Annotated in this window: 21 protein-coding genes and 1 pseudogene; 10 read left to right on the forward strand and 12 right to left on the reverse strand. The window is 63.6% G+C overall.

What is annotated here, in order from left to right:
* The 3 genes and pseudogenes from YUA_RS49495 to YUA_RS0140005 form a co-directional block, all read right to left on the reverse strand.
* Positions 1 to 186 (reverse strand): annotated as a pseudogene (locus YUA_RS49495) (IS701 family transposase); the annotation flags it as partial.
* A gap of 103 nt (positions 187 to 289) precedes the next feature.
* Positions 290 to 1,267 carry an NADPH:quinone oxidoreductase family protein gene (locus YUA_RS0140000; RefSeq protein ID WP_027535656.1) on the reverse strand — a complete coding sequence of 326 codons (978 nt, stop codon included), beginning with the start codon at positions 1,265 to 1,267 and terminating at the stop codon, positions 290 to 292.
* Positions 1,267 to 1,875, reverse strand: coding sequence for a 2-hydroxychromene-2-carboxylate isomerase (locus YUA_RS0140005; RefSeq protein WP_027535657.1), 609 nt, complete (start codon positions 1,873 to 1,875; stop codon positions 1,267 to 1,269). The genes YUA_RS0140000 and YUA_RS0140005 overlap by 1 nt, the downstream gene beginning before the upstream one ends.
* Before the next feature lie 101 nt (positions 1,876 to 1,976).
* Here YUA_RS0140005 and YUA_RS0140010 point away from each other — a divergent pair, with 101 nt between their 5' ends.
* Positions 1,977 to 2,999 (forward strand): methionine synthase, encoded by a 1,023-nt coding sequence (locus YUA_RS0140010; RefSeq protein ID WP_027535658.1) that lies wholly within the window; start codon positions 1,977 to 1,979, stop codon positions 2,997 to 2,999.
* Between the two features lie 19 nt (positions 3,000 to 3,018).
* Here the strand turns inward: YUA_RS0140010 and YUA_RS0140015 are convergent, their stop codons facing one another.
* The 3 genes from YUA_RS0140015 to YUA_RS0140025 all read right to left on the reverse strand — a co-directional run bounded on the left by YUA_RS0140015 (position 3,019) and on the right by YUA_RS0140025 (position 5,045).
* A complete protein-coding gene (locus YUA_RS0140015) occupies positions 3,019 to 3,636 on the reverse strand; it encodes a hypothetical protein (protein WP_027535659.1) in 618 nt (205 codons plus the stop codon).
* A 105-nt stretch (positions 3,637 to 3,741) separates the two neighbouring features.
* Positions 3,742 to 4,269: a xanthine phosphoribosyltransferase gene (gpt, locus tag YUA_RS0140020; RefSeq protein WP_027535660.1), complete on the reverse strand. Its 528-nt coding sequence runs from the start codon at positions 4,267 to 4,269 to the stop codon at positions 3,742 to 3,744.
* A 38-nt stretch (positions 4,270 to 4,307) separates the two neighbouring features.
* Positions 4,308 to 5,045, reverse strand: a complete 738-nt coding sequence (locus tag YUA_RS0140025; protein ID WP_027535661.1) for a molybdopterin-binding protein — start codon at positions 5,043 to 5,045, stop codon at positions 4,308 to 4,310.
* Positions 5,046 to 5,322: 277 nt separating this feature from the next.
* Between YUA_RS0140025 and YUA_RS0140030 the strand changes: the two genes are divergently transcribed.
* From YUA_RS0140030 to YUA_RS0140050, 5 genes are all read left to right on the forward strand, one after another.
* Positions 5,323 to 6,741 carry a circularly permuted type 2 ATP-grasp protein gene (locus tag YUA_RS0140030; protein ID WP_027535662.1) on the forward strand — a complete coding sequence of 473 codons (1,419 nt, stop codon included), beginning with the start codon at positions 5,323 to 5,325 and terminating at the stop codon, positions 6,739 to 6,741.
* 4 nt (positions 6,742 to 6,745) lie between these two features.
* Complete coding sequence (locus YUA_RS0140035; protein ID WP_027535663.1) at positions 6,746 to 7,690, forward strand: alpha-E domain-containing protein; 945 nt, start codon at positions 6,746 to 6,748, stop codon at positions 7,688 to 7,690.
* Between the two features lie 61 nt (positions 7,691 to 7,751).
* Positions 7,752 to 8,600 (forward strand): transglutaminase family protein, encoded by an 849-nt coding sequence (locus YUA_RS0140040; RefSeq protein ID WP_027535664.1) that lies wholly within the window; start codon positions 7,752 to 7,754, stop codon positions 8,598 to 8,600.
* Positions 8,601 to 8,705: 105 nt separating this feature from the next.
* Positions 8,706 to 9,464: a proteasome-type protease gene (locus YUA_RS0140045; RefSeq protein WP_027535665.1), complete on the forward strand. Its 759-nt coding sequence runs from the start codon at positions 8,706 to 8,708 to the stop codon at positions 9,462 to 9,464.
* Between the two features lie 24 nt (positions 9,465 to 9,488).
* Positions 9,489 to 10,247 (forward strand): SDR family oxidoreductase, encoded by a 759-nt coding sequence (locus YUA_RS0140050; RefSeq protein WP_027535666.1) that lies wholly within the window; start codon positions 9,489 to 9,491, stop codon positions 10,245 to 10,247.
* Between the two features lie 154 nt (positions 10,248 to 10,401).
* Here the strand turns inward: YUA_RS0140050 and YUA_RS0140055 are convergent, their stop codons facing one another.
* Positions 10,402 to 11,637, reverse strand: a complete 1,236-nt coding sequence (locus tag YUA_RS0140055; protein ID WP_027535667.1) for an MFS transporter — start codon at positions 11,635 to 11,637, stop codon at positions 10,402 to 10,404.
* A gap of 158 nt (positions 11,638 to 11,795) precedes the next feature.
* Between YUA_RS0140055 and YUA_RS0140060 the strand changes: the two genes are divergently transcribed.
* Positions 11,796 to 13,046, forward strand: coding sequence for a NupC/NupG family nucleoside CNT transporter (locus tag YUA_RS0140060; RefSeq protein WP_027535668.1), 1,251 nt, complete (start codon positions 11,796 to 11,798; stop codon positions 13,044 to 13,046).
* Positions 13,047 to 13,068: 22 nt separating this feature from the next.
* Here YUA_RS0140060 and YUA_RS0140065 read toward each other — a convergent pair whose 3' ends face one another.
* From YUA_RS0140065 to YUA_RS0140075, 3 genes are all read right to left on the reverse strand, one after another.
* The gene (locus YUA_RS0140065) at positions 13,069 to 14,283 is read right to left on the reverse strand and encodes a rhomboid family intramembrane serine protease (protein WP_084293184.1); all 1,215 of its coding nucleotides are present in this window, start codon (positions 14,281 to 14,283) and stop codon (positions 13,069 to 13,071) included.
* A 172-nt stretch (positions 14,284 to 14,455) separates the two neighbouring features.
* Complete coding sequence (locus YUA_RS0140070; protein ID WP_027535670.1) at positions 14,456 to 15,526, reverse strand: low specificity L-threonine aldolase; 1,071 nt, start codon at positions 15,524 to 15,526, stop codon at positions 14,456 to 14,458.
* A gap of 27 nt (positions 15,527 to 15,553) precedes the next feature.
* The gene (locus YUA_RS0140075) at positions 15,554 to 16,474 is read right to left on the reverse strand and encodes an amino acid ABC transporter substrate-binding protein (RefSeq protein ID WP_035972986.1); all 921 of its coding nucleotides are present in this window, start codon (positions 16,472 to 16,474) and stop codon (positions 15,554 to 15,556) included.
* Positions 16,475 to 16,628: 154 nt separating this feature from the next.
* On the opposite strand from YUA_RS0140075, the gene YUA_RS0140080 reads away from it, so the two are divergent.
* Positions 16,629 to 17,549, forward strand: coding sequence for a LysR substrate-binding domain-containing protein (locus YUA_RS0140080; RefSeq protein ID WP_084293185.1), 921 nt, complete (start codon positions 16,629 to 16,631; stop codon positions 17,547 to 17,549).
* 145 nt (positions 17,550 to 17,694) lie between these two features.
* Here the strand turns inward: YUA_RS0140080 and YUA_RS0140085 are convergent, their stop codons facing one another.
* Positions 17,695 to 18,246: a cupin domain-containing protein gene (locus YUA_RS0140085; RefSeq protein WP_027535673.1), complete on the reverse strand. Its 552-nt coding sequence runs from the start codon at positions 18,244 to 18,246 to the stop codon at positions 17,695 to 17,697.
* Between the two features lie 152 nt (positions 18,247 to 18,398).
* The gene (locus YUA_RS0140090; protein ID WP_027535674.1) at positions 18,399 to 18,686 is read right to left on the reverse strand and encodes an usg protein; all 288 of its coding nucleotides are present in this window, start codon (positions 18,684 to 18,686) and stop codon (positions 18,399 to 18,401) included.
* A gap of 389 nt (positions 18,687 to 19,075) precedes the next feature.
* On the opposite strand from YUA_RS0140090, the gene YUA_RS0140095 reads away from it, so the two are divergent.
* Entirely contained in the window at positions 19,076 to 19,390 is a 315-nt protein-coding gene (locus YUA_RS0140095; RefSeq protein ID WP_008139213.1) for a co-chaperone GroES, read from the forward strand.
* A gap of 46 nt (positions 19,391 to 19,436) precedes the next feature.
* Positions 19,437 to 20,518: chaperonin GroEL (gene groL / locus YUA_RS0140100; RefSeq protein ID WP_027535675.1), on the forward strand; the 1,082-nt coding region annotated here is incomplete at its 3' end.

A 20,518-nucleotide genomic window follows, 5' to 3' on the forward strand; every position in this document is an offset into this window, starting at 1 on the left:
TGCCGTCCGCGCCGGAGCCGTCCGCGCAGCCATCGGCTCGACGCTCTTACGTTCGCCCGGCAATATCAAGCCGGTGCAATAGTCACGCAGCGGCCTCATCCGCACTGCCTGACCGATCACACTTCCAAGCCCAGCTACATAGGCCGCAAACCGTGCCCCGCTGCTTTCACCCTGATTGAGATCCATCTGGCCCTCCGCATGCCAAATATTGAATCTCCTCAAATATTTGATTCTCCGCCCACCGCGGCCGCGACCGAATGACTCAGTAAGACTAACCCACTCTACATTCTTACTCCATCACCAGCGCCACGCGCCCGATCGCCTTGCGGTCGAGCAACAAGCGCATCGCCTTGGCGCAATCCTCCAGCGGCAGGCGATGCGAGATGTTCGGGCGCAGCTTCCCTTCTTCCGCCCATTGCAGCAGCGCCTTCAGCCGCACCTCGCCAAGCGCTGGATTTTTCCGCACGGCCTCGCCGGCGCGCACGCCGAGCACGCTGGCGCCCTTGATCAGCAAGAGATTGGTCTTGGCCGAACCGATGCCGCCCGTAAATCCGATCACCAATAGCCGCGCGCCCCAGGCGATGCAGCGCATCGAATTCTCGAACACCTCGCCGCCGACAGGATCGAACACCACGTCGGCGCCGCGGCCGTCGGTGATGCGTTTGACGGCGTCGCGAAACGGCTCGCGGTCGTAGCGCACGAGATGGTCGGCGCCGCGCGCTTTCGCAATCGCCAGCTTTTCGTCGCTGGAGGCCGTCGCGATCACGGTCGCGCCCATCATCTTGCCGATCTCGACCGCCGCAAGACCGACGCCACCACCGGCGCCGTGCACCAGCAGCACTTCGCCCGGCTCGACCCGGCCGCGATCAATCAGCGCATGATAGGCGGTGCCATGGCCCGCGAGATAAGTCGCCGCTTCCGCATAGTCAAAGGTCGAGGGCATCGGCGTGAGCTGCGACGGCGTCACGACGGCTTCTTCGGTGAAGGCGCCGTGGCGCATCTTGACGATGACCTTGTCGCCGACGGCGACACCCTTCGCCTCTGCGCCGACTTCGGTCACGTGGCCGGCGGCTTCCATGCCGGGCGTGAACGGCAGCTCGGGCTTGAGCTGATATTCGCCGGCCACCATCAGCACGTCAGGAAAATTCAACCCGGCGGCGCGGATCGTGACGCGAACCTCGCCCGGCTTCAGGGTGCGCGACGGAAACTCTTCCAACCGCAGCGTTTCGGGCGCGCCGAGCGCGCGGCAGACGACAGCCCGCACCATCAGGCCGCGCTCGCCTTGCTGCGCTTCAACGCCTCGCGGATCAGCGGCAGGCGGTCATTGCCGAAGTACATGTCGGCTTTATTAATGAAGATCGTTGGCGAACCGAAGCCGCCGCGCGCAACGACCTCTTCCGTGTTCGCTCTGAGCTGATCCTTGATCGCCTGCTCCGTGATGCCGGCAAAGAACATTTGCTCGTCGATGCCGACCCTCTTGCAGATCTCGGCCAGCACCGCGTCCTGCGAGATGTCCTTGTCGTCGCCCCAATAGGTCTCGAACAATGCGGCCGCGAACGGCACCATATCCTTGCCGAGCCAGATGCAGCCGCGCATCGCCTTGACGCTGTTCACCGGAAACACCGTCGGCGGCATCTTGATCGCAAGGCCCGCCGAGCGCGCCCAGTCGGCGAGATCCTTTTTCATATAGCGCGCCTTCAGCGGCACCGGCGTCTCGCGCTGCGCGTAGACGCTCGGATTGACCGTGTTGAAGATCCCGCCGACCAGGATCGGCCGCCAGATGATCTCGGCGCCGAGCTCCTTCGCCAGAGGCTGGATGTTGTGGAAGGCGAGATAGGTCCACGGGCTGGAACAGTCGAAGAAGAATTCGATCATGGCGTTTCCTTTGTCGCTCCAGAGCGCCGCTTTTGTTATTCTGTACCCGGACGTTAAGACATGGCAGAAGGGGGCGCAACAAAACCTGCCGGGAGGGACCCATGCTGTTTCCAACGACGATCGCCGGCTCCTTGCCCAAGCCGGAATGGCTCGCCGAGCCCAACATGCTCTGGGCGCCCTGGAAGTCGCAAGGCGACGAGCTTCTCCGCGCCAAGCGCGACGCGACGATGCTTGCGCTCAAGATCCAGGAGGACGCCGGCATCGATATCGTCACCGAAGGCGAACAGGCCCGGCAGCATTTCGTGCACGGTTTTCTCGAGAAGATCGAGGGCATCGATTTCGCCCACAAGGTCGAGATGGGCATCCGCAAGGATCGCTACAAGGCGATGGTGCCGCAAGTGGTCGCGCCACTGCGGCTCAAGGGTCGCGTCCATGCCGACGAGGCGCGCGTCGCGCGCTCGCACACCAGGAGGAAGCTGAAATTCACCCTGCCCGGCCCGATGACCATCATCGACACCATCGCCGATCGTTACTATGGCGACCGCGTCAAGATGGCCTTCGCCTTCGCCGAGCTGTTGAACGAGGAAGCCAAGGCGCTGCAGGCCGACGGCGTCGATCTCGTGCAGTTCGACGAGCCCGCCTTCAACGTCTACATGGACGAGGTCAACGACTGGGGTATCAAGGCGCTTGAGCGCGCCGCGCAAGGGCTCACCTGCGCCACCGCCGTCCACATCTGCTACGGCTACGGCATCAAGGCCAACACCGACTGGAAGGAGACGCTCGGCGCGCAATGGCGGCAGTATGAGCAGATCTTCCCGGCAATCGACGCCAGCCCGATCCAGCAGGTCGCGATCGAGTGTCGCAATTCCAAGGTACCACTCGATCTGCTCGCGCTGCTCAAAAACAAGATCGTGCAAGCCGGCGTGATCGATGTCGCCAGCGACACGGTCGAGACTGCGGAAGACGTCGTCAAGGTGATCGACGCGGTGTCGAAATTCGTGCCCAAGAGCAACATCATCGCCACCACCAATTGCGGCATGGCGCCGATGCGGCGGGAGATCGCCGAAGCCAAGCTGATGGCGCTCGGCGCCGGCGCGGCCCTGGCGCGCGAGAAGCTGGGATAGCGGCCTGATCCGACCAGCGTCACGATAGCGCGGTTGGATGCAGCACGGGCCGATAATCGGCATTCAGCGTGCGGAGTATCGACGGCGGCGTGAGCAGTGTCGCCTCGCCAGGGAGTTGCTCCGCCGCTGTGTATCCCGCCGGCGACCACAGCAGTGTCCTGCCCTGCGTGACCAGAAAGCTCTCGTCGCCCTGCTGCAGCATCGCGCCATCGGGAAGCTGGTCGAGCGGCACCAGGAGCGCGTGCAGCCGCTTCTTGCCGTTGTCGAGCCGTTCGTGGTGCAGCACCGTGTCGATGTCGTGCATGCGGACGTCATGCACGCGGTTGCCTTTCTCCCACGCCGCGCGAAACCGATTGGCATCGTCGCGGCGGCAGTAGAAGCAGGGGCGATGCCCGGCGGCGAGCGCGGTGGCCTCATCGAGGAAGAACAGCTCGGTCCAGCTCTGCTGCGCCATCACCTCGCGGCGGCGGCCGCGGAATTCGCAGGTGCAGGTGAGCCAGGCCGGCGACGACCAGCGCTTCTTCAGCAGCGTCTTCGTCGCGGGATCATGGATGATGCCGCGATTGCCGGTGAACATGCCCCGATGTGGGGTGGCAATGATCTCGCCGGTCGGTGTCACGCGGTTTTGCAGGGGCATGGTGGCCTCTACGCGTCATTGCGCGAAGCGAAGCAATCCAGGGATGCGTCTGCGGAAACAGTCTGAATTGCTTCGTCGCTCCGCTCCTCGCAATGACGGCGATCTCTACGCCGCGCCGTCGCGCAGCGGCGGGTGGTAGGACAGCGCGGTGTCCCAGGGGAAGAATATCCAGGTGTCCTGCGAGACTTCCGTGATGAAAGTGTCGACCAGCGGGCGTCCCTTCGGCTTGGCGTAGACGGTGGCGAAATGCGCGTCGGGCAGCATCTCGCGCACCAGCTTGCCGGTCTTGCCGGTGTCGACGAGGTCGTCGACGATCAGAAGCCCCTTGCCGGTACCGCCGCCGAGCTTCATCGCCGATTCGGAAATTCCCTTCAGGACCTGCAGTTCGCCCTGCTTGTCGTGGTCGTAGCTGGCGATGCAGACCGTATCGATCACGCGCACGCCCAGCTCGCGCGCAACGATCGCGGCCGGCACCAGGCCGCCACGGGTGATCGCGATCACCGCGTGGAACGGACCGACCTCGTTGAGCCGCCAAGTCAGCGCCCGGCAATCCCGGTGGAATTGGTCCCATGAGACCGGAAAGGGCCTGCCCGCGCGCTCCTGCGCGCTCAGTTCGGGAGCTTCACCAGCCATCGTCGTCTCCTGCATTCGTCTGCCGGCAGCTCCATCTGCTACCGGGTGATGTTCAATCCCGCCAGCATGTCCTTCACCGCCGCCATCGCGGATGCGAGCTTATCCGCATCGCGCGAACGCACCACCAGATTGGTGTTCGGCTTTTGCTCCTCGTCCATGAAGGGATAGCTGCCGATGATGGTGTCGGGGTGCTCGGCCGCGATCGCCCGCAGCGGGCCGCCGATGTCGCCTTCCCGGGCATTGGCGCGGACCGATTCGGAGAGCATGCGGACGCCAGACTTCAGCTTGGGCGAGACGATGTCCATCATCGCCTGCATGATCGAGGGCACGCCGGCCATGACGATGACGTTGCCGATCTTGAAGCCGGGGGCGAGGATGGTCGCGCTCTGGATCAGCTCGGCGCCTTCGGGGATGCGGGCCATGCGCAGGCGGGCCTCGTTGAGGTCTTGCTCGCTCCAGCGCTCGCGGAAACGGGCGACGACCTCGGGGTGGTGGTCGATGCCGACACCAAAAGCCTTGGCGACGCTGTCAGCGGTGATGTCGTCATGGGTCGGCCCGATGCCGCCGGTGGTGAAGACGTAGGTGTAGCGCTTCCGCAGTGCATTCAACGCGGCGATGATGTCGTTTTCGTCGTCGGAAACGACCCGGACTTCCTTCAGGTCGATGCCGATATTGGTCAGGTATTCGGCGATGAAGCCGATATTCTTGTCCTTGGTCCGGCCGGACAGGATTTCATCCCCGATGACCAGAATGCCCGCCGTGACGATCTCGCTCATACCTTAAGTCCCTCACCTCTGGTCCCGACTTTGCCGAGGTAACGCGTTGAAGTCACGCGGTTTTGCTGCCGAAATAAGCAGTCCTCAGCCATTTTTTCAGGCACGCCGCCGGCCATCCCCGACAAATGCCTCTCCTCCATGCTTATCGCGCTGGCCCGGCCCTTGCTACCTCCTCAAAGTCATGCACTCTTGCCGCATGGCCAGGACGTTGCGGTCTTCACCAAGGCCTCGCGACCTGTCAAATGGCGCAACGCCTTGCGGAGACAAGTCGGGATCTATGGCAGTCGCGTTTGATGAAATGAACATTCCCGGCGGGGAGCTTCGCCCCGCCTATCAGGAGCTGGCACGCTGGCTCAAGGAGACGCCTCCCGAGGCGCTCGAATATCGCCGCCAGGAGGCCGAGCTGCTGTTCCGCCGGATCGGCATCACCTTCGCCGTCTATGGCGAAGCCGAGTCCACCGAGCGCCTGATTCCCTTCGACGTGATCCCGCGGATCATGTCCGGCAAGGAATGGACGCTGCTGGAGAAGGGCCTGAAGCAGCGCGTGCGCGCGCTCAACATGTTCCTGCGCGACATCTATCATGGCCGCGACATTCTCCGCGCCGAGATCGTGCCCGACGACCTGATCTTCCAGAACCCGGTCTTCCGCCCCGAGATGAACGGCCAGCAGGTGCCGCACGACGTCTACGTGCACATCGCCGGCATCGACATCATCAGGGTCGATGCCGAGGATTTCATTGTGCTGGAGGACAACGCCCGCACGCCCTCGGGCGTGTCCTACATGTTGGAAAACCGCGAGATCATGATGCGGTTGTTTCCGGACCTGTTCGCCCGCCACAGGGTGGCGCCGGTCGAGCGCTATCCGGACGAGCTGCTCTCGGCGCTACGCTCGGTCGCGCCGCAGAGCGCCTCGGGCGAGCCGACGGTCGCGCTGCTCACGCCCGGCGTCTACAACTCCGCCTATTACGAGCACTCCTTCCTTGCCGACAAGCTCGGCATCGAGCTGGTCGAGGGCCGCGACCTCATCGTCAAGAACAACGAAGTGTTCATGCGGACGACCGAGGGCGTGAAACGGGTCGATGTCATCTATCGCCGCGTCGACGACGACTTCCTGGATCCCCTCACCTTCCGGCCTGACTCGGCGCTCGGCGTGCCCGGGCTGATGTCGGCTTATGCCGCCGGCAACATCACCCTCGCCAACGCCGTCGGCACCGGCATCGCCGATGACAAGGCGATCTACTCCTACATGCCTGAGATCGTGAAATTCTACCTCGGCGAGGAGCCGATCCTGAAGAATGTTCAGACCTGGCGCTGCCGCGAGCCGAAGGATCTCGCTTACGTGCTCGACCATCTCAGCGATCTCGTCGTGAAGGAAGTGCACGGCTCCGGTGGCTACGGCATGCTGATCGGCCCCGCCGCGACGAAAGCAACGATCGAAGCCTTCCGCGAGAAGCTCAAGCGCGAACCGGAAGGCTTCATCGCGCAGCCGACGCTGGCGCTCTCGACCTGCCCGACCTGCACGGCCTCCGGCCTCGCGCCGCGCCACGTCGACCTGCGGCCCTTCGTGCTCACCGGCAGCAAGAGCACGACGATCGTGCCGGGCGGGCTGACGCGCGTTGCGCTGAAGGAAGGCTCGCTCGTGGTGAATTCGAGCCAGGGCGGCGGCACCAAAGACACCTGGATTTTGGACGAGTAGAGAGATGCTGTCGCGTACCGCCGAAAACCTCTACTGGCTCGCCCGCTACGTCGAACGGGCCGAATATCTCGCGCGCACCATCGATGCGACGCTGCGCGTCACAGCCCTCCCCGCCGCCTATATCGGCAAGACCAACGAATGGGACTCGGCGCTTCTCACCGCCGGCGTCGCGGAAAGCTTCTATCAGACCCACGAGGAAGCCAACGAGCACAACGTCGTCGACTACCTCTCGTTCTCAGCCGATAACCCGTCCTCGATCAGGAACTGCATCGAGGCAGCGCGGCTGAACTCGCGTTCGGTTCGCACCGCGCTGACCAGCGAGATGTGGGACACCATCAACTCGGCCTGGATCGAGCTCCAGGCGGTCTGGAGCAAGGGCACCTCCACGCGCGAGGACCTCGCGAAATTCTTGCGCTTCGTGCAGGAGACCTCGCTGCGCTTCGACGGCTCGGCCTACCGGACCATGCTGCGCAACGACGCCTACTGGTTCTCGCGCCTCGGCCTGCATCTGGAGCGCGCCGACAACACCGCACGCATTCTCGACGTCAAGTATCACGTGCTGCTGCCCGAAGAGGAGCACGTCGGCGGTCCGCTCGACTTCTATCAGTGGAGCTCAATCCTGCGCTCGGTGTCGGCGCTGACGGCCTATCACTGGGTCTACCGCGAGACGCTGAAGCCGTGGCTGGTCGCGGATCTGCTCATTCTCAACGGCACGCTGCCGCGCTCGCTGGCCAGCTGCTACGACAATCTTGTGCGCAACCTCGACCAGATCGGCGTCGCCTATGGCCGCCAAGGCCCGGCGCAGCGCCACGCCCGCGGCATCCGCAACCGGCTGGAACACAGCAATATGAACGACATTTTCCAGCATGGCGTGCATGAATTCATTCAGGAATTCATCGCGGACAATTCCAGGCTGGGCGAAATCATCACGAAGCAGTATTTGATCTGATACACGCAGTCACTCCCGGACGCCCGGAGGGCGCCGCCCGGAATGACGGAATCAAAACACCATGCGCCTGCGAATCCTGCACACCACGACCTATCGCTACGAGCCGGCCGCGACGAGCGTGATCCAGATCCTGCGCATGACGCCGTGCAGCCATGACGGGCAATATGTGGCGGAGTGGCAGATCGACGTCTCGACCGACACCAAGCTCGACACCCATGAAGATGCCTTCGGCAACGTCACTCACGTGCTGTCGTGCGGACCCGTCGGCGACATCAAGATCACCGCCGAGGGGCTGATCGAAACCCACGACACCGGCGGCGTACTGCGCGGCGCCGACGAGCGCTTTCCCGCCGGCATGTTTTTGCGCCCCACCGACCTCACCTCCGTCAATCCGGCGATGACGGCGGTCGCGCGCCAGCTGCGCAGCGAAGCCGAGAACGACACGCTCGGATTCCTGCACACGCTGATGTCGCAGATCAGCGACCACATGACCTTCGACGAGGACCCGACCAACAGCGGCACCTCGGCTGCCGAAGCGTTCACGCTCAAGCGCGGCGTCTGCCAGGACTACGCGCATATCTTCATTGCCTGCGCCCGCACTGGCGGCGTACCGGCGCGCTTCGTCTCCGGACACTTTTTGCGCTCCGACGGCACCGTGCACCAGGACGCCGGCCACGCATGGGCTGAGGCTTACGTCGACGGCCTCGGCTGGGTCGGCTTCGATCCCGCCAACAGCATCTGCACCACCGACGCCCATGTCCGGGTTGCGATCGGGCTCGACTATCTCGGCGCAGCGCCGGTGCGCGGCACCCGCTATGGCGGCGGCGCGGAGACGCTGACGGTCGCGGTCAACGTCGAGCAGGCCGGCCGCGGCGGGCAGTCGCAATCGCAGTCCCAGCGGCAGAGCTAGTTTCTTTATCTGCCCCGGAATGACGTCGTCACCCCGGGAATTGGGGTTGGACCAGCCCCTTGAAATTGGCTAGTAATTCCGCGCAAACGCGTTCGGGGACTGGAAATGACCTATTGTTGTGGAATCCTGGTTCGGGACGGGCTGGTCATGATCGCCGACACCCGCACCAATGCCGGCCTCGACAATGTCTCGACCTTCCGCAAGCTCCACATCTTCTCCAAGCCGGGCGACCGCATCATGGCGATCGCCAGCGCCGGCAACCTCGCCATCAGCCAGTCGGTGCTCTCCACCCTGACCGAGGGCCTGGAGGACCCCAACACGGGTGAGGTCGAGACGCTGATGAACGCGCCGACCATGTTCCAGGCCGCCCAGCGCATCGGCCGGGCGATCCGGGCCGTGCACTCGACGGAAGGGCCGGCGCTGAAATCCGAGGACGTGTCGTTCGACGTCTCCTTCCTGTTCGGCGGCCAGATCAAGGGCGCGCGCATGCGCCTGTTCATGGTCTACACCGCCGGCAATTTCATCGAATGCACCACCGACACGCCGTACCTGCAGATCGGCGAGCACAAATACGGCAAGCCGGTGCTCGACCGCGCCATGCATTACGACGTCGAGCTCTACGAGGCGCTGAAGACCGGCCTGATCTCGATGGATTCGACCATGCGCTCGAATCTCGGCGTCGGTCTTCCCATCGACGTGCTGGTGGTGCGCGCAGACGCTTGCGATGCCGATCTCAACCATCGCATCGAGGCGGGCGAGCCCTATTTCCACGATCTGCGCTCGCGCTGGTCGGCGGCGCTGCGCGCGGCGCATCAGAACATTCCGCGGCCGCCCTACAAGAACGAAAAAGAACCCAAAACCTGACAACTGAAGAAAAGGCAGGAAACGATGAGTGAAGCAAAAAAGATCGCAGTGGTGACGGGTGCGGGCACCGGTGTCGGGCGCGCCGCGTCGCTGGCGCTGATGAACACCGGCTTCACCGTGGTGCTGGTCGGGCGACGGCTCGACATGCTCGAGGAGACCGCCAAGCTCGGCCCCGCAGGCAAGAGCCTCTGCGTCACGGCCGACATGACCAGACCGGAGCAGATCGCCGCGCTGTTCGACAAGGTGAAGGCCACCTACGGCCGGCTCGACGTGCTCTTCAACAATGCCGGCATGGGCGCGCCGGCCGTCAACTTCGAGGACCTCGGCCTCGAGCAGTGGCAGGCGGTGGTGAACACCAACCTCACCGGCCCGTTCCTGTGCACCCAGCACGCCTTCCGCATCATGAAGGACCAGAGCCCGCGCGGTGGCCGCATCATCAACAACGGCTCGATCTCGGCGCATGCGCCGCGGCCCTTCTCGGCGGCCTACACCTCGACCAAGCACGCCATCACCGGCCTGACCAAGGCATCCAATCTCGACGGCCGCATGTATGACATCGCGGTCGGCCAGGTCGACATCGGCAATGCCGCAACGCCGATGACCGACCGCATGGTCAACGGTCCCGGCGTGCTGCAGCCGGACGGCACCACCAAGCACGAGCCGCGCATGGATGCGAAAGCGGTTGGCGATGCCGTCGCCTACATGGCCGGCCTGCCGCTCGACGCCAACGTGCTGACCATGACAGTGATGGCGACCAAGATGCCGTTCGTCGGACGCGGCTAGGCGATATCTCGTGCCCCGGACGCAGCGCGGCATGCAATGACGCGCTGCTGAGCCGGGGCCCATCTCTCTCCGACGTCACTCGCGGCGACCTGGGTCCCGGCTCAGCGGCGCACCGCTTGCGCGCTGCACCGCGTCCGGGACACGACACCTTCCCCTATTCCAGCGTTTCCACCCGCCGCAGGCTGGGAAAGAGCTTCATCCACAGCAAGGCCACCGCGACGGTGCAGACGCCGCCGAGCAAGGCGGCTGGCATGGCGCCGAACAGCGCGGCGGTCAGGCCGCTCTCGAACTGGCCGAGCTGGTTCGAGGCGTTGATGAAGAGGAAATTGACCGCGCCGACGCGGCCGCGCATCTCGTCAGGGGTGGCAAGCTGCACCAGCGAGAAGCGGATCACGACGCTGATCGTGTCGGCCGCGCCGAGAACCGCGAGCGAGAGCACCGACAGCCACATCCACGACGACAGCGCGAACACGATGGTGGCGACGCCGAACACGATCACCGCCTGGAACATACGCAGGCCGACGTGACGCGAGATGGCGTGGCGCGCCAGCACCATGGTCATCAAGAGCGCGCCGACCGCGGGCGCGGCGCGTAGGATCCCAAGCCCCATTGGACCGGTCTGGAGGATGTCGCGGGCATAGATCGGCAGCAGCGCCGTGACGCCGCCGAACAGAACCGCGAACAGATCGAGCGAGATGGTGCCGAGGATCGCGGGATTGCCGCGGATGAAGCGGACGCCGGCGAAAATGTTGTCCGTGGTCGTATCCTTGGCGACCGCCTGCGGGCGCGGCTGGACGAAGCCGGTCAGGATCATCCCAAGAATCCAGAACAACAGCATCACGGCATAGGCGAGATGCGGCGCGATCGCATAGGCAAAGCCGCCGAGTGCAGGCCCGGTGATGGTCGCGACCTGCGCCGCGCCGCTGGAGACGGCCGTGGCGCGCTGGAGTGAACCTCGCGGCGCGATCAGCGGCAGCAGTGCTGCAGTGGTCGGGCTCTCGAACGCCCCGGCAATGCCGAGCACGAAGGTCGCCACGAAAATCTGGACCTCGCCGACGGCACCGAGGCAGGTGATCACGGCGAGATAGAGCGCGGTCGCCGCTTCCACGAGTTGGCAGAGCTGGACCACGCGCTTGCGCTCGTAGCGGTCGGCGGCGTGGCCGGCGACGAAGACGAGCAGCGCGGTGGGCGCGAATTGCACCAACCCGACCATGCCGAGGTCGAAAGCCGAACCGGTGAGGTCGTAGATCTGCCAGCCAATCGCGACCGCCGCGATCTGGCTGGAAAAGCGCGACAGGCTGCGCGAGAGCAGGAAGAACAGGAAGGCGCGGTGGCGAAGGAGCTCGCCGGCGGTGACCGGCGGACGGGCTGAAACTGGCTGCTCTGGCATCGCCTCTTCGGTCACGCTCGGCTGGCCCGCCCCTGATATCGCCGCGCCCCGCGTGGCTGACGCAGGCCTGCTTGTCAACAGCGGGCGGCCCCCGGGGCCATCCGGCATTGCGTTTGCAACGCACGCGCGGCCATAATCATTGGGGCTTTGGGGACATCATGCTGCGGCTGCAATCGACACTCGGCGTTTTCGCATTGCTGCTGATCGCCTTCGCACTGGCGGAGAATCGCCGCGCGGTCTCCCTGCGCCAGGCGCTGATCGGCCTTGTCGTGACCTTTGTCACCGCGATCGTACTGCTGAAGGTGCCCGTGGTCGCGCACGCGTTCGGCGCCATCAACGACGCGGTCGGCGCCATCTCCGCGGCTTCGCGCGCCGGCTCCTCCTTTGTGTTCGGTTATGTCGGCGGCGGCCCCCTGCCCTTCGACCTCAAGGCGCCGGGCGCGGATTTCATCCTGGCATTCCAGGCGCTGCCGATCGTGCTGGTGATGAGCGTGCTGACCACGCTGCTGTTCTATTGGCGCGTGCTGCCGCCGATCGTGCGCGGCATGGCCTGGCTGCTCGAGCGCACGCTCGGCGTCGGCGGCGCGGTCGGGCTCTCGACCGCCGCCAACATCTTCCTCGGCATGGTCGAGGCGCCGCTGTTCGTGCGGCCGTATCTGGCGCAGATGAGCCGCAGCGAATTGTTTCTGGTGATGACCGGCGGCATGGCCGGCATCGCAGGCACGGTGCTGGTGCTCTATGCGACGTTGCTTGCGCCCCTCATTCCCGATGCGGCCGCGCATTTCATCATTGCGTCGGTGCTGGGCGCGCCGGCTGCGATCCTCGTCAGCCTGATCATGGTGCCTGAGACGTCCGACAAGCGCACCGGCGGCGCGCTGGAAGATCCGGAGATGGCGGTCTCCGGCACGATGGACGCGATCGTGAAAGGCACGAGCGCTGGTATCGAGCTGCTGATCAATATCATCGCGATGCTGCTGGTGCTGGTGGCGCTGGTCTATCTCGTCAACGCCGTTCTCGGCCTGCTGCCTGATATCGGCGGCGCCGCGATCTCGTTGCAGCGCCTGCTAGGGCTGGTGATGGCACCGGTGTGCTGGCTGATGGGATTGCCCTGGGATCAGGCGGTGACGGCCGGAAGCCTGATGGGCACGAAAACCGTGCTCAACGAGCTGATCGCCTATGTCGACTTCTCGAAGCTGCCGCCCGACACGCTCGATCCGCGTTCGCGCCTGATCATGCTCTACGCAATGTGCGGCTTCGCCAATTTCGCCAGCCTCGGCATCATGATCGGCGGTTTGGGCGTGATGGCGCCGGAGCGGCGCGACGAGATCAACGCGCTCGGACTGAAGTCGGTCGTGTCGGGGACGCTGACGACGTGTTTGATGGGGGCGATCGTGGGCGTGCTGAGTTAGCTGTTTCCCCGCGCCATTCCAATCAACTGCACAACTTCGTCTTGTCCAACATGCGACGTACCTCGCCCAGCTTGGCACGGCACGGCTCGGCCGCCATGGCCTTCGCCTCGCTGTACCGTCCTCGCGCGAGCAGCAGCTGCGCCAGCACGGCCTGCGCCGCGGATCGCACCGGCCCGCCCGCCGCATCCGAACCGGCGAGCGACATGGCGGTTTGCACTTCCGTCTCGGCGGGACTGAGGCTGTTTTGTTCAATGAAGAAGATCGCACGGAACAGATGAGCCCGCGGGTCTTTCGGGTAGCGGGTGACAAGATCGGAAGACCGGCTGGCCATCTCGCGCGTATTCGCCGGCATTTCCGAGGCGCGGATGTACTGTCTGGCATCGGCCATGTAGGACGAATAATGAGCAGCGGCGAAGCCGGCGCAGATCAGAGATCCGACGCACCCTGCGAGCAACGTCATGCTGGCGCTCCGCGGCAGGCTGTCATAGGACCAGAAGACGAGCCACGGCATGATGGCAAGCGCACCGCCGGCCAGCGCACCACCTGCATGGGCAAAATAGTCAACATTGCCGGAGGCTCCAAAGGCAAGCGGCAGCAGTGCGGGAACACCGAAGAAGAGCGACGTCTTCAGTCTCGACATTGTTTGATCGGCGTCGGCTTCGGGATCGAAGCTCGCGACAAACAGCGCGGCGATGAGCCCGGTAATGGCGCCGGACGCACCGACGCCCGGCATGCCGGGCGCGTTGCCCAGGAGCGAGCCGGCCTCGCCGGCCAGCGCGCTGGCAACAAAGATCAACGAAAACCAACCACGGCCGATCAGAGGCTCCAGCCTGACGCCGACGATGAACAGCGCAACGCAGTTGCCGATGAGGTGCCAGTCGCTGCCATGCAGAAGCGGCGCAAGGCCAGTCCGCCACCACTCTCCTCTTCCAACAACCAGATCGTAACTGGTCGCGCCATAAGCGATCAGCGAGCGGACATCGAGCGAGCCGTCCCGTGCAATATCGATGACCAGACTGCGTTGCAGCGCGAAGATCAGGAGCAGACCGAAGATCAGGCCAATGGTGAGGAATGGAATATCGGCCAGAAGCTTGTTGTCGCGAAAAAGCGTCTCCTCACTGGACGAGGAGGCGCTGTCACGCATGACCGCTGGAGCGATCGGCGCGGCGACGGGTTGAAACGATGCTCTTGGGGGTGGCGCCACGACGCCGCGTCGGCCAAAAGTGTTGGTCGCCATGAAAGCATTTCCCGCGTTTTCACAGCCTCGAGTTGACGCGAGAGGTATTTTCGACTGGTTAGCGCCCGCTCTGCGGGGCGGCTGGAACCATCCGATTGGTAACTGCCCGGTTTCGCGGATCGGGCGCTTTCTAGCGATCGCCTCATCGTGGGGGTACTGAGCTCGGCTCTCTCTAAGCCAAACCTGCGGCCACGGAGCGAAATGCCATGACTGCACGCTCAATATCCGCATCATCGATATGGCGATGAGTCACACAACGCAAGCGATGCCTGCCCCAAGGCCTCGTCCTCAGGCCCGCCGACTCCAGAGCCCCTGACCACGCGGCGCTGTCGCGCCCGGAGAGAGAGAGATCGACCTGCACGATATTCGTTTGTGGTATTGTCGCGCTGACCTTCGGATGCATCTCGTTCAACGCGTCACTCAAGGTTCGCGCCCGCCGGTGATCCTCCGCCAGACGCGCACCCATGACCTGAATGGCCTCCAGGCCGGCTGCCGCCAGGATGCCGATTTGGCGCTGTGTGCCTCCCAGCATGCGGCGAAATCTGCGGCTCCTGTCGATCACGGCGTGCGGCCCGGCGAGCACAGCGCCGGCCGGTGCGCTAAGACCCTTCGACAGACACAGAGAGACCGTGTCGCAATGCTTCGCAATCTGAGCTGGCGCCACTTCAAGGGCAATTGCGGCGTTGAAGAGCCGCGCTCCGTCGAGATGCACCGGGACGCCGCGGGCCGAGGCCATGGCGTGCACGGCCTGCATATGCTCCAGCGACAGTACGGCGCCGCTCGCATTATTGTGCGATGTTTCCATGGCAACAAGGGCGGTCCTGAGCTTAAGCCCATCGCCCTGCAGGGCGTCCTGCAGCAAATTCAGGTCCATCGCACCGGCCGTGCCGGCAACCGCGAGGTAGAACTGTCCCGTAAACGTCGCCGCCCCTCGTTCAGAAGTGTACATATGGGCAGTCGATTCCAACACGATCTGCTCGCTGCGCTGCGACTGCGCGAGCGCCGCTAACAGATTGGCCATGGTGCAGCTAGGCACAAACAGGCCGGCGTCCTTACCCATCGCCGCGGCGGCGACGGCCTCCAACTCCCGCACCGTGGGGTCACCGTCCAGCCCGTCATCGCCAATCGGCGCCGACGCCATGCGAGCATACATCGCCTCGGTCGGCTTGGTGACCGTATCGCTGCGCAGGTCGATGGGCAGCAACTCGGCGTCCGCCGAGTTCGTCTCGTGTTGATGTACCATTGCGGGACCTCTAGAGCGCTTGGCGCGTCATTCGTAGGCTGCCGGGTCGCCGGAATCGGTCGGGTTGGCCAACGCGCGCTTGAGGGCGGCGCTCATCGGAAAGTTCAGGTTGAGGCCATGCGGCGGGATTGGTGAATTGAAATACTTGTCGTAGAGCGCCGCAATCTGTCCGCTCTTCATCAGGTCGATCACGGCTTCGTCGACCATCTTCTTGAAAGCAGGATCATCCTTGGGTTCGACGATGCCGTAGGGCGCCATCTCCAGACTTTTGCTACCGATCAGGAAGTCATCCGGCGTCCTGGACGAGGCGACCGTGGCATAAGCGAGACCGTCATCGTTGGCGGTGCCGGCCACCCGGCCCGTCGACACCAGCAAGAACGTCTCGGCGGTGTCCTTGGCCGGCACGACCGTGATGCCGAGATTGCTCTTGGCGTTGATCTGCACAATTACCTTGAAGGTCTGGCCACCGGCCTGGGCGGCGATGGCCTTGCCGCGAAACGAAGCCGGGTCGTTGACATCGACCCCGCCATCCTTGCGTGCGACGAGGACGACCTGCGCAACAAAGATGGTGGGAGCAAAGGCGACGAGTTTATGCCGCTCGACATTATTGGTCGTGTTGCCGCATTCGAGATCAATCGTACCGTTGGCAAGCAGCTGAATACGTGTCGCCGAGGTTATGGGGTTATAGCGAATCTCGAGCTTGGGGAGCTTGAGGGCCGTCTTGATTGCCTGCACCACCCGTTCACAGATTTCCACGGTGTAGCCGACCGGCTTCTGATTGCCGTCGAGATAGGCGAAGGGCACCGAGGTCTCAGGATACCCCAACGTGATCGAGCCGCTCTCACGGATCTTGTCCAGCCTGCTCGCACCCTGAGCCATGGCCTCGCTGGAAAGAAGAACTATAGCGACGGTCGCCGCGGCGAGCGCCTTGATCGTTGTCGCTTTCATGTCGTCCTCTCTCTTCGCGAATGTCCATGACGCCGTCCACGGTGGCTGAGCAACGACGGGGCAGCGCCCTGCGAACGGCTTCATGCTCTGGACTATCGTCCAAAAGCTCGATCTGATGAAATTCCAGTTTCATACTCTCCTATACGGATTTGATATGGCGACCAGACGCATGGGCTTGAAGCATGTGGAGGCTTTTCGGGCAGTCTTCGTGACGGGATCGATGACGCAGGCGGCTCAGCGCATGCATACCTCGCAGCCCCAGATCAGCCGCCTGATCGGACAGTTGGAAGCGATCACGCAATTCCCGCTGTTCGACCGCAGCGGCGGCCGCCTCCGCCCGACCGTGGACGGATCGCGCTTCTTCCAGGAGGTCGAGAAGACCTTCATCGGCTTGGCCGGACTGGAGGCCAGCGCAGCCAGCATCCGCTCGTTCGGTATGGGTCGGCTAAGCGTTGCGGCGATGCCGCGCCTGGCCGGCGGCCTGCTGACGCGCATCGCGGCGCGCTTCAAAATGGACTATTCGCATGTGATGATCTCGATCCGATCCGGCGCGGCGAGCGCCGTGCACGACTGGGTCAGCTCCGGGCTTTGTGACACGGGGTTGGCGATGCTCTACGGCGAGGTTGCAGGTGTGCATGTCGAACCGGTGCTCAAGACCCGTTGCGTCGCAATCATGCCGAAGGCGCATCGTCTTGCGCAGAAGAAGACGCTGCGCCCTGCCGATTTCGCCGATGAGGCCTTCATCTCCTTCGCCACGGGGAGCCCGCTCCACGATCGCATCGATACGATCTTCACGCAGGCCGGCGTCACGCGCCGCATTGTTGCCGAGACCGATCTGGGCGCATCGGTCTGTGCCTTGGTCGCGGCGGGTCTCGGCACCAGCATTATCAACCCGGTTGCCGCGCATGACGAAAGCTCTGGCGCGGCTCTGATTACGCGCCCCTTCAACCCTGCCGTCCCCGTTACGATCGCACTGCTCTATCCGCCTTATGCCGCGCGCGGCCGGTTGATCGATGCCTTTAGCGAATATGCGCGCAAAGTCATCAGCGAAGAACTGGGCTATCTTGAGCGGTAGTCGGCTGATGCAACCCCGGACATCGTTTCCAGAGCTTGCGGTCTCCCCGGATTTCGCTTTGCTCCATCCGTGCCACGAACCAACTCTCTTCCCGTCATTGCGAGCGCAATGACGGATGGAGAGACGTACGCCCCGACAGCAGCGCTTACGCCTTCAACTCCACTGTCTTGAACTCCGCCGGCAGGATCACTTCCAGCAGCTCGACGTCGTCAGAATAATCCAGGATCATGTGCTTGATCTTGGGCGGCTGGGTCCAGGCGCTGCCTTCCTGCATCAAGGTTTCGCCCTGCCCGTCCATATAGGTCTTCACCCAGCCCTTGAGCACGTAGACCATCTGGAAGTCGACGTGGTGGAAGTGCAGTTTTGATACTTCGGCCGGATCGCAGGGACCCTGCAGGCGGATCACGTGGGCTTGCGCGAGGCCGTGGCTCGCAGCGGCGATGCCGAGGTCGCGATACTTGGCGTAGGCGCGCAGGCCGTCGGCTTTGAAATCTTCCTCGCGGTGATGGCTGATGGCGATGCGCTGCTTCGGGCGAGGGGGTGTCTTTGCTGAGGCCTTGGCCGTTGTCGTGCGGGCCTTCGCCTTCACCACCTTGCGTGCGGAGGACCGCGCGGCGGGCTTGGCGCCGCTTCGCTTCTTCGCCGCGGTCTGGGCTGCGCTGCGCGATTTTGTTGTCTTGCTTGTTTTCTTGGCCATGGGCCGGCCTCCCCTGTTATTGTGGGAGGAGGCTAGCACAGAAACGAAGGTCCGTAGGGTGGATTAGCCGAAGGCGTAATCCACCAACTTGCATCCGCAGCGACGGACAGTGGCGGATTACGCTTCGCCAATCCGCCCTACGGCATCCCGCCTCAATGCAGCCGGAACACGCCATCCACCGCGCGCAGCTCGGCCGGCTTGATCAGCTTGGAATGCGCGACCGTCACCGAGAACAGCGGCCCGTCCAGCTTCTCCTGCCAGAACGCCAGGAAGTCGGTCAGCGCCGGAAATTTCGGGAAGAGATCGTAGTTCTGCCAGACGTAGGTCTGAAGCAGCGAGCGATGATCCGGCAGTCGGTAAAGAATTTCCGCCGTCGTCAGCCCGTAACCCAGCACCTGTTTCCGGAAATCGTCGGAAACAACTCCAACCTGCGAGACCATGCCAACCTCCTTTGCAGGAGCGCATATTCAAGGGGTGGCTTCCGGTACGCTGCTTACGAGCCACCCGGTGGAGATGCGCTCACATGAGAGAAATGTGACGCAAACCGATAATCCATCTCAAGCCCAAAAGTTTAACAAGCTGTTGAAATTCAATGCTTTAGCAGCAGACATCAGTCCGTGCTAATACGGTCCCCAAGAGGCCTCAAGACTGGTTAACGATGGTAAAGAGATTCTGGCAGACAGGCCTTCTGAGTGCCGATTTTTCTGCTAGAAGCTCTTGCTCCCGCAAAAATCCTGTCCTATTTGAGCTTCACCCGCATTGGCACTCGCGGGCATCGATTGCTAACACCCTGAAATCCTCAGTAAGTGCAACTGTTTAGGAGGACTGCATGAAATTCCGTCCGCTTCACGACCGCGTCGTGGTCAAGCGCATTGACGCAGAAGAGAAGACCGCTGGCGGCATTATCATTCCCGACACTGCCAAGGAAAAGCCCTCCCAGGGCGAAGTCGTCGCCGTTGGCCCGGGTGGCCGCGACGAGGCCGGCAAGCTGATCCCGATCGACCTGAAGGTCGGCGACCGCGTGCTGTTCGGCAAGTGGTCCGGGACCGAAGTCAAGATCGACAACGTCGATCTGCTGATCATGAAGGAAAGCGACATCATGGGCGTGCTCGACGTCCCCGCGTCCAAGAAGAAGGCGGCCTAACAGCCCCTCTCTCCCTCCAGTCATACATCTCAAGGAAAAAATCCAGATGGCAGCCAAAGAAGTCAAATTCTCGGTTGAGGCGCGCGACAAGATGCTGCGCGGCGTCGACATCCTCGCCAACGCGGTGAAGGTCACGCTCGGTCCGAAGGGCCGCAACGTCGTGCTCGACAAGTCGTTCGGCGCTCCCCGCATCACCAAGGACGGCGTCACCGTCGCCAAGGAGATCGAGCTCGAGGACAAGTTCGAGAACATGGGCGCACAGATGGTGCGCGAAGTCGCCTCCAAGTCCGCTGACGCGGCCGGCGACGGCACCACCACCGCGACCGTGCTCGCGGCCGCGATCGTGAAGGAAGGCGCCAAGTCGGTCGCCGCCGGCATGAACCCGATGGACCTCAAGCGCGGTATCGACCTCGCGGTCGAAGCCGTCGTGGCGGACCTCCAGAAGAACTCCAAGAAGGTCACCTCGAACGACGAGATCGCCCAGGTCGGCACCATCTCGGCCAACGGCGATGCCGAAATCGGCAAGTTCCTCTCCGATGCCATGAAGAAGGTCGGCAACGAGGGTGTCATCACCGTCGAGGAAGCCAAGTCGCTCGAGACCGAACTCGACGTCGTCGAGGGCATGCAGTTCGACCGCGGCTACATCTCGCCCTACTTCGTCACCAACGCCGACAAGATGCGCGTTGAGATGGACGACGCCTACATCCTCATCAACGAGAAGAAGCTCTCCTCGCTGAACGAGCTGCTCCCGCTGCTCGAGGCCGTGGTGCAGACCGGCAAGCCGCTGGTCATCGTCGCCGAGGACGTCGANGGCGANGCNNTNGCNACNCTNGTNGTGAACCGTCTGCGCGGNGGTCTGAAGGTCGCGGCCGTCAAGGCTCCNGGCTTCGGCGATCGCCGCAAGGCCATGCTGCAGGACATCGCGATCCTGACCGGCGGCCAGGCGATCTCGGAAGATCTCGGCATCAAGCTCGAGAACGTCACGCTCAACATGCTCGGTCGNGCCAAGAAGGTGATGATCGACAAGGAGAACACCACGATCGTCAACGGCGCCGGCAAGAAGGCCGACATCGAGGCGCGCGTGGCCCAGATCAAGGCGCAGATCGAGGAAACCACCTCGGACTACGA

Origin of the sequence: Bradyrhizobium sp. WSM3983, assembly GCF_000473045.1 — a bacterium.
Classification (GTDB): Bacteria; Pseudomonadota; Alphaproteobacteria; order Rhizobiales; family Xanthobacteraceae; genus Bradyrhizobium.

What these genes read in the sequence shown, in the direction of transcription:
- YUA_RS0140080 (WP_084293185.1), top strand. Translation starts at nt 16,629, where the DNA reads ATGGCGACCAGACGCATGGGCTTGAAGCATGTGGAGGCTTTTCGGGCA.
- YUA_RS0140070 (WP_027535670.1), bottom strand. Translation starts at nt 15,526, where the DNA reads ATGGTACATCAACACGAGACGAACTCGGCGGACGCCGAGTTGCTGCCC.
- YUA_RS0140095 (WP_008139213.1), top strand. Translation starts at nt 19,076, where the DNA reads ATGAAATTCCGTCCGCTTCACGACCGCGTCGTGGTCAAGCGCATTGAC.
- YUA_RS0140075 (WP_035972986.1), bottom strand. Translation starts at nt 16,474, where the DNA reads ATGAAAGCGACAACGATCAAGGCGCTCGCCGCGGCGACCGTCGCTATA.
- YUA_RS0140050 (WP_027535666.1), top strand. Translation starts at nt 9,489, where the DNA reads ATGAGTGAAGCAAAAAAGATCGCAGTGGTGACGGGTGCGGGCACCGGT.
- YUA_RS0140045 (WP_027535665.1), top strand. Translation starts at nt 8,706, where the DNA reads ATGACCTATTGTTGTGGAATCCTGGTTCGGGACGGGCTGGTCATGATC.
- YUA_RS0140015 (WP_027535659.1), bottom strand. Translation starts at nt 3,636, where the DNA reads ATGCCCCTGCAAAACCGCGTGACACCGACCGGCGAGATCATTGCCACC.
- YUA_RS0140010 (WP_027535658.1), top strand. Translation starts at nt 1,977, where the DNA reads ATGCTGTTTCCAACGACGATCGCCGGCTCCTTGCCCAAGCCGGAATGG.
- YUA_RS0140040 (WP_027535664.1), top strand. Translation starts at nt 7,752, where the DNA reads ATGCGCCTGCGAATCCTGCACACCACGACCTATCGCTACGAGCCGGCC.
- YUA_RS0140035 (WP_027535663.1), top strand. Translation starts at nt 6,746, where the DNA reads ATGCTGTCGCGTACCGCCGAAAACCTCTACTGGCTCGCCCGCTACGTC.
- gpt (WP_027535660.1), bottom strand. Translation starts at nt 4,269, where the DNA reads ATGGCTGGTGAAGCTCCCGAACTGAGCGCGCAGGAGCGCGCGGGCAGG.
- YUA_RS0140065 (WP_084293184.1), bottom strand. Translation starts at nt 14,283, where the DNA reads ATGGCGACCAACACTTTTGGCCGACGCGGCGTCGTGGCGCCACCCCCA.
- YUA_RS0140000 (WP_027535656.1), bottom strand. Translation starts at nt 1,267, where the DNA reads ATGGTGCGGGCTGTCGTCTGCCGCGCGCTCGGCGCGCCCGAAACGCTG.
- YUA_RS0140005 (WP_027535657.1), bottom strand. Translation starts at nt 1,875, where the DNA reads ATGATCGAATTCTTCTTCGACTGTTCCAGCCCGTGGACCTATCTCGCC.
- YUA_RS0140090 (WP_027535674.1), bottom strand. Translation starts at nt 18,686, where the DNA reads ATGGTCTCGCAGGTTGGAGTTGTTTCCGACGATTTCCGGAAACAGGTG.
- YUA_RS0140060 (WP_027535668.1), top strand. Translation starts at nt 11,796, where the DNA reads ATGCTGCGGCTGCAATCGACACTCGGCGTTTTCGCATTGCTGCTGATC.
- YUA_RS0140055 (WP_027535667.1), bottom strand. Translation starts at nt 11,637, where the DNA reads ATGCCAGAGCAGCCAGTTTCAGCCCGTCCGCCGGTCACCGCCGGCGAG.
- YUA_RS0140030 (WP_027535662.1), top strand. Translation starts at nt 5,323, where the DNA reads ATGGCAGTCGCGTTTGATGAAATGAACATTCCCGGCGGGGAGCTTCGC.
- YUA_RS0140025 (WP_027535661.1), bottom strand. Translation starts at nt 5,045, where the DNA reads ATGAGCGAGATCGTCACGGCGGGCATTCTGGTCATCGGGGATGAAATC.
- YUA_RS0140085 (WP_027535673.1), bottom strand. Translation starts at nt 18,246, where the DNA reads ATGGCCAAGAAAACAAGCAAGACAACAAAATCGCGCAGCGCAGCCCAG.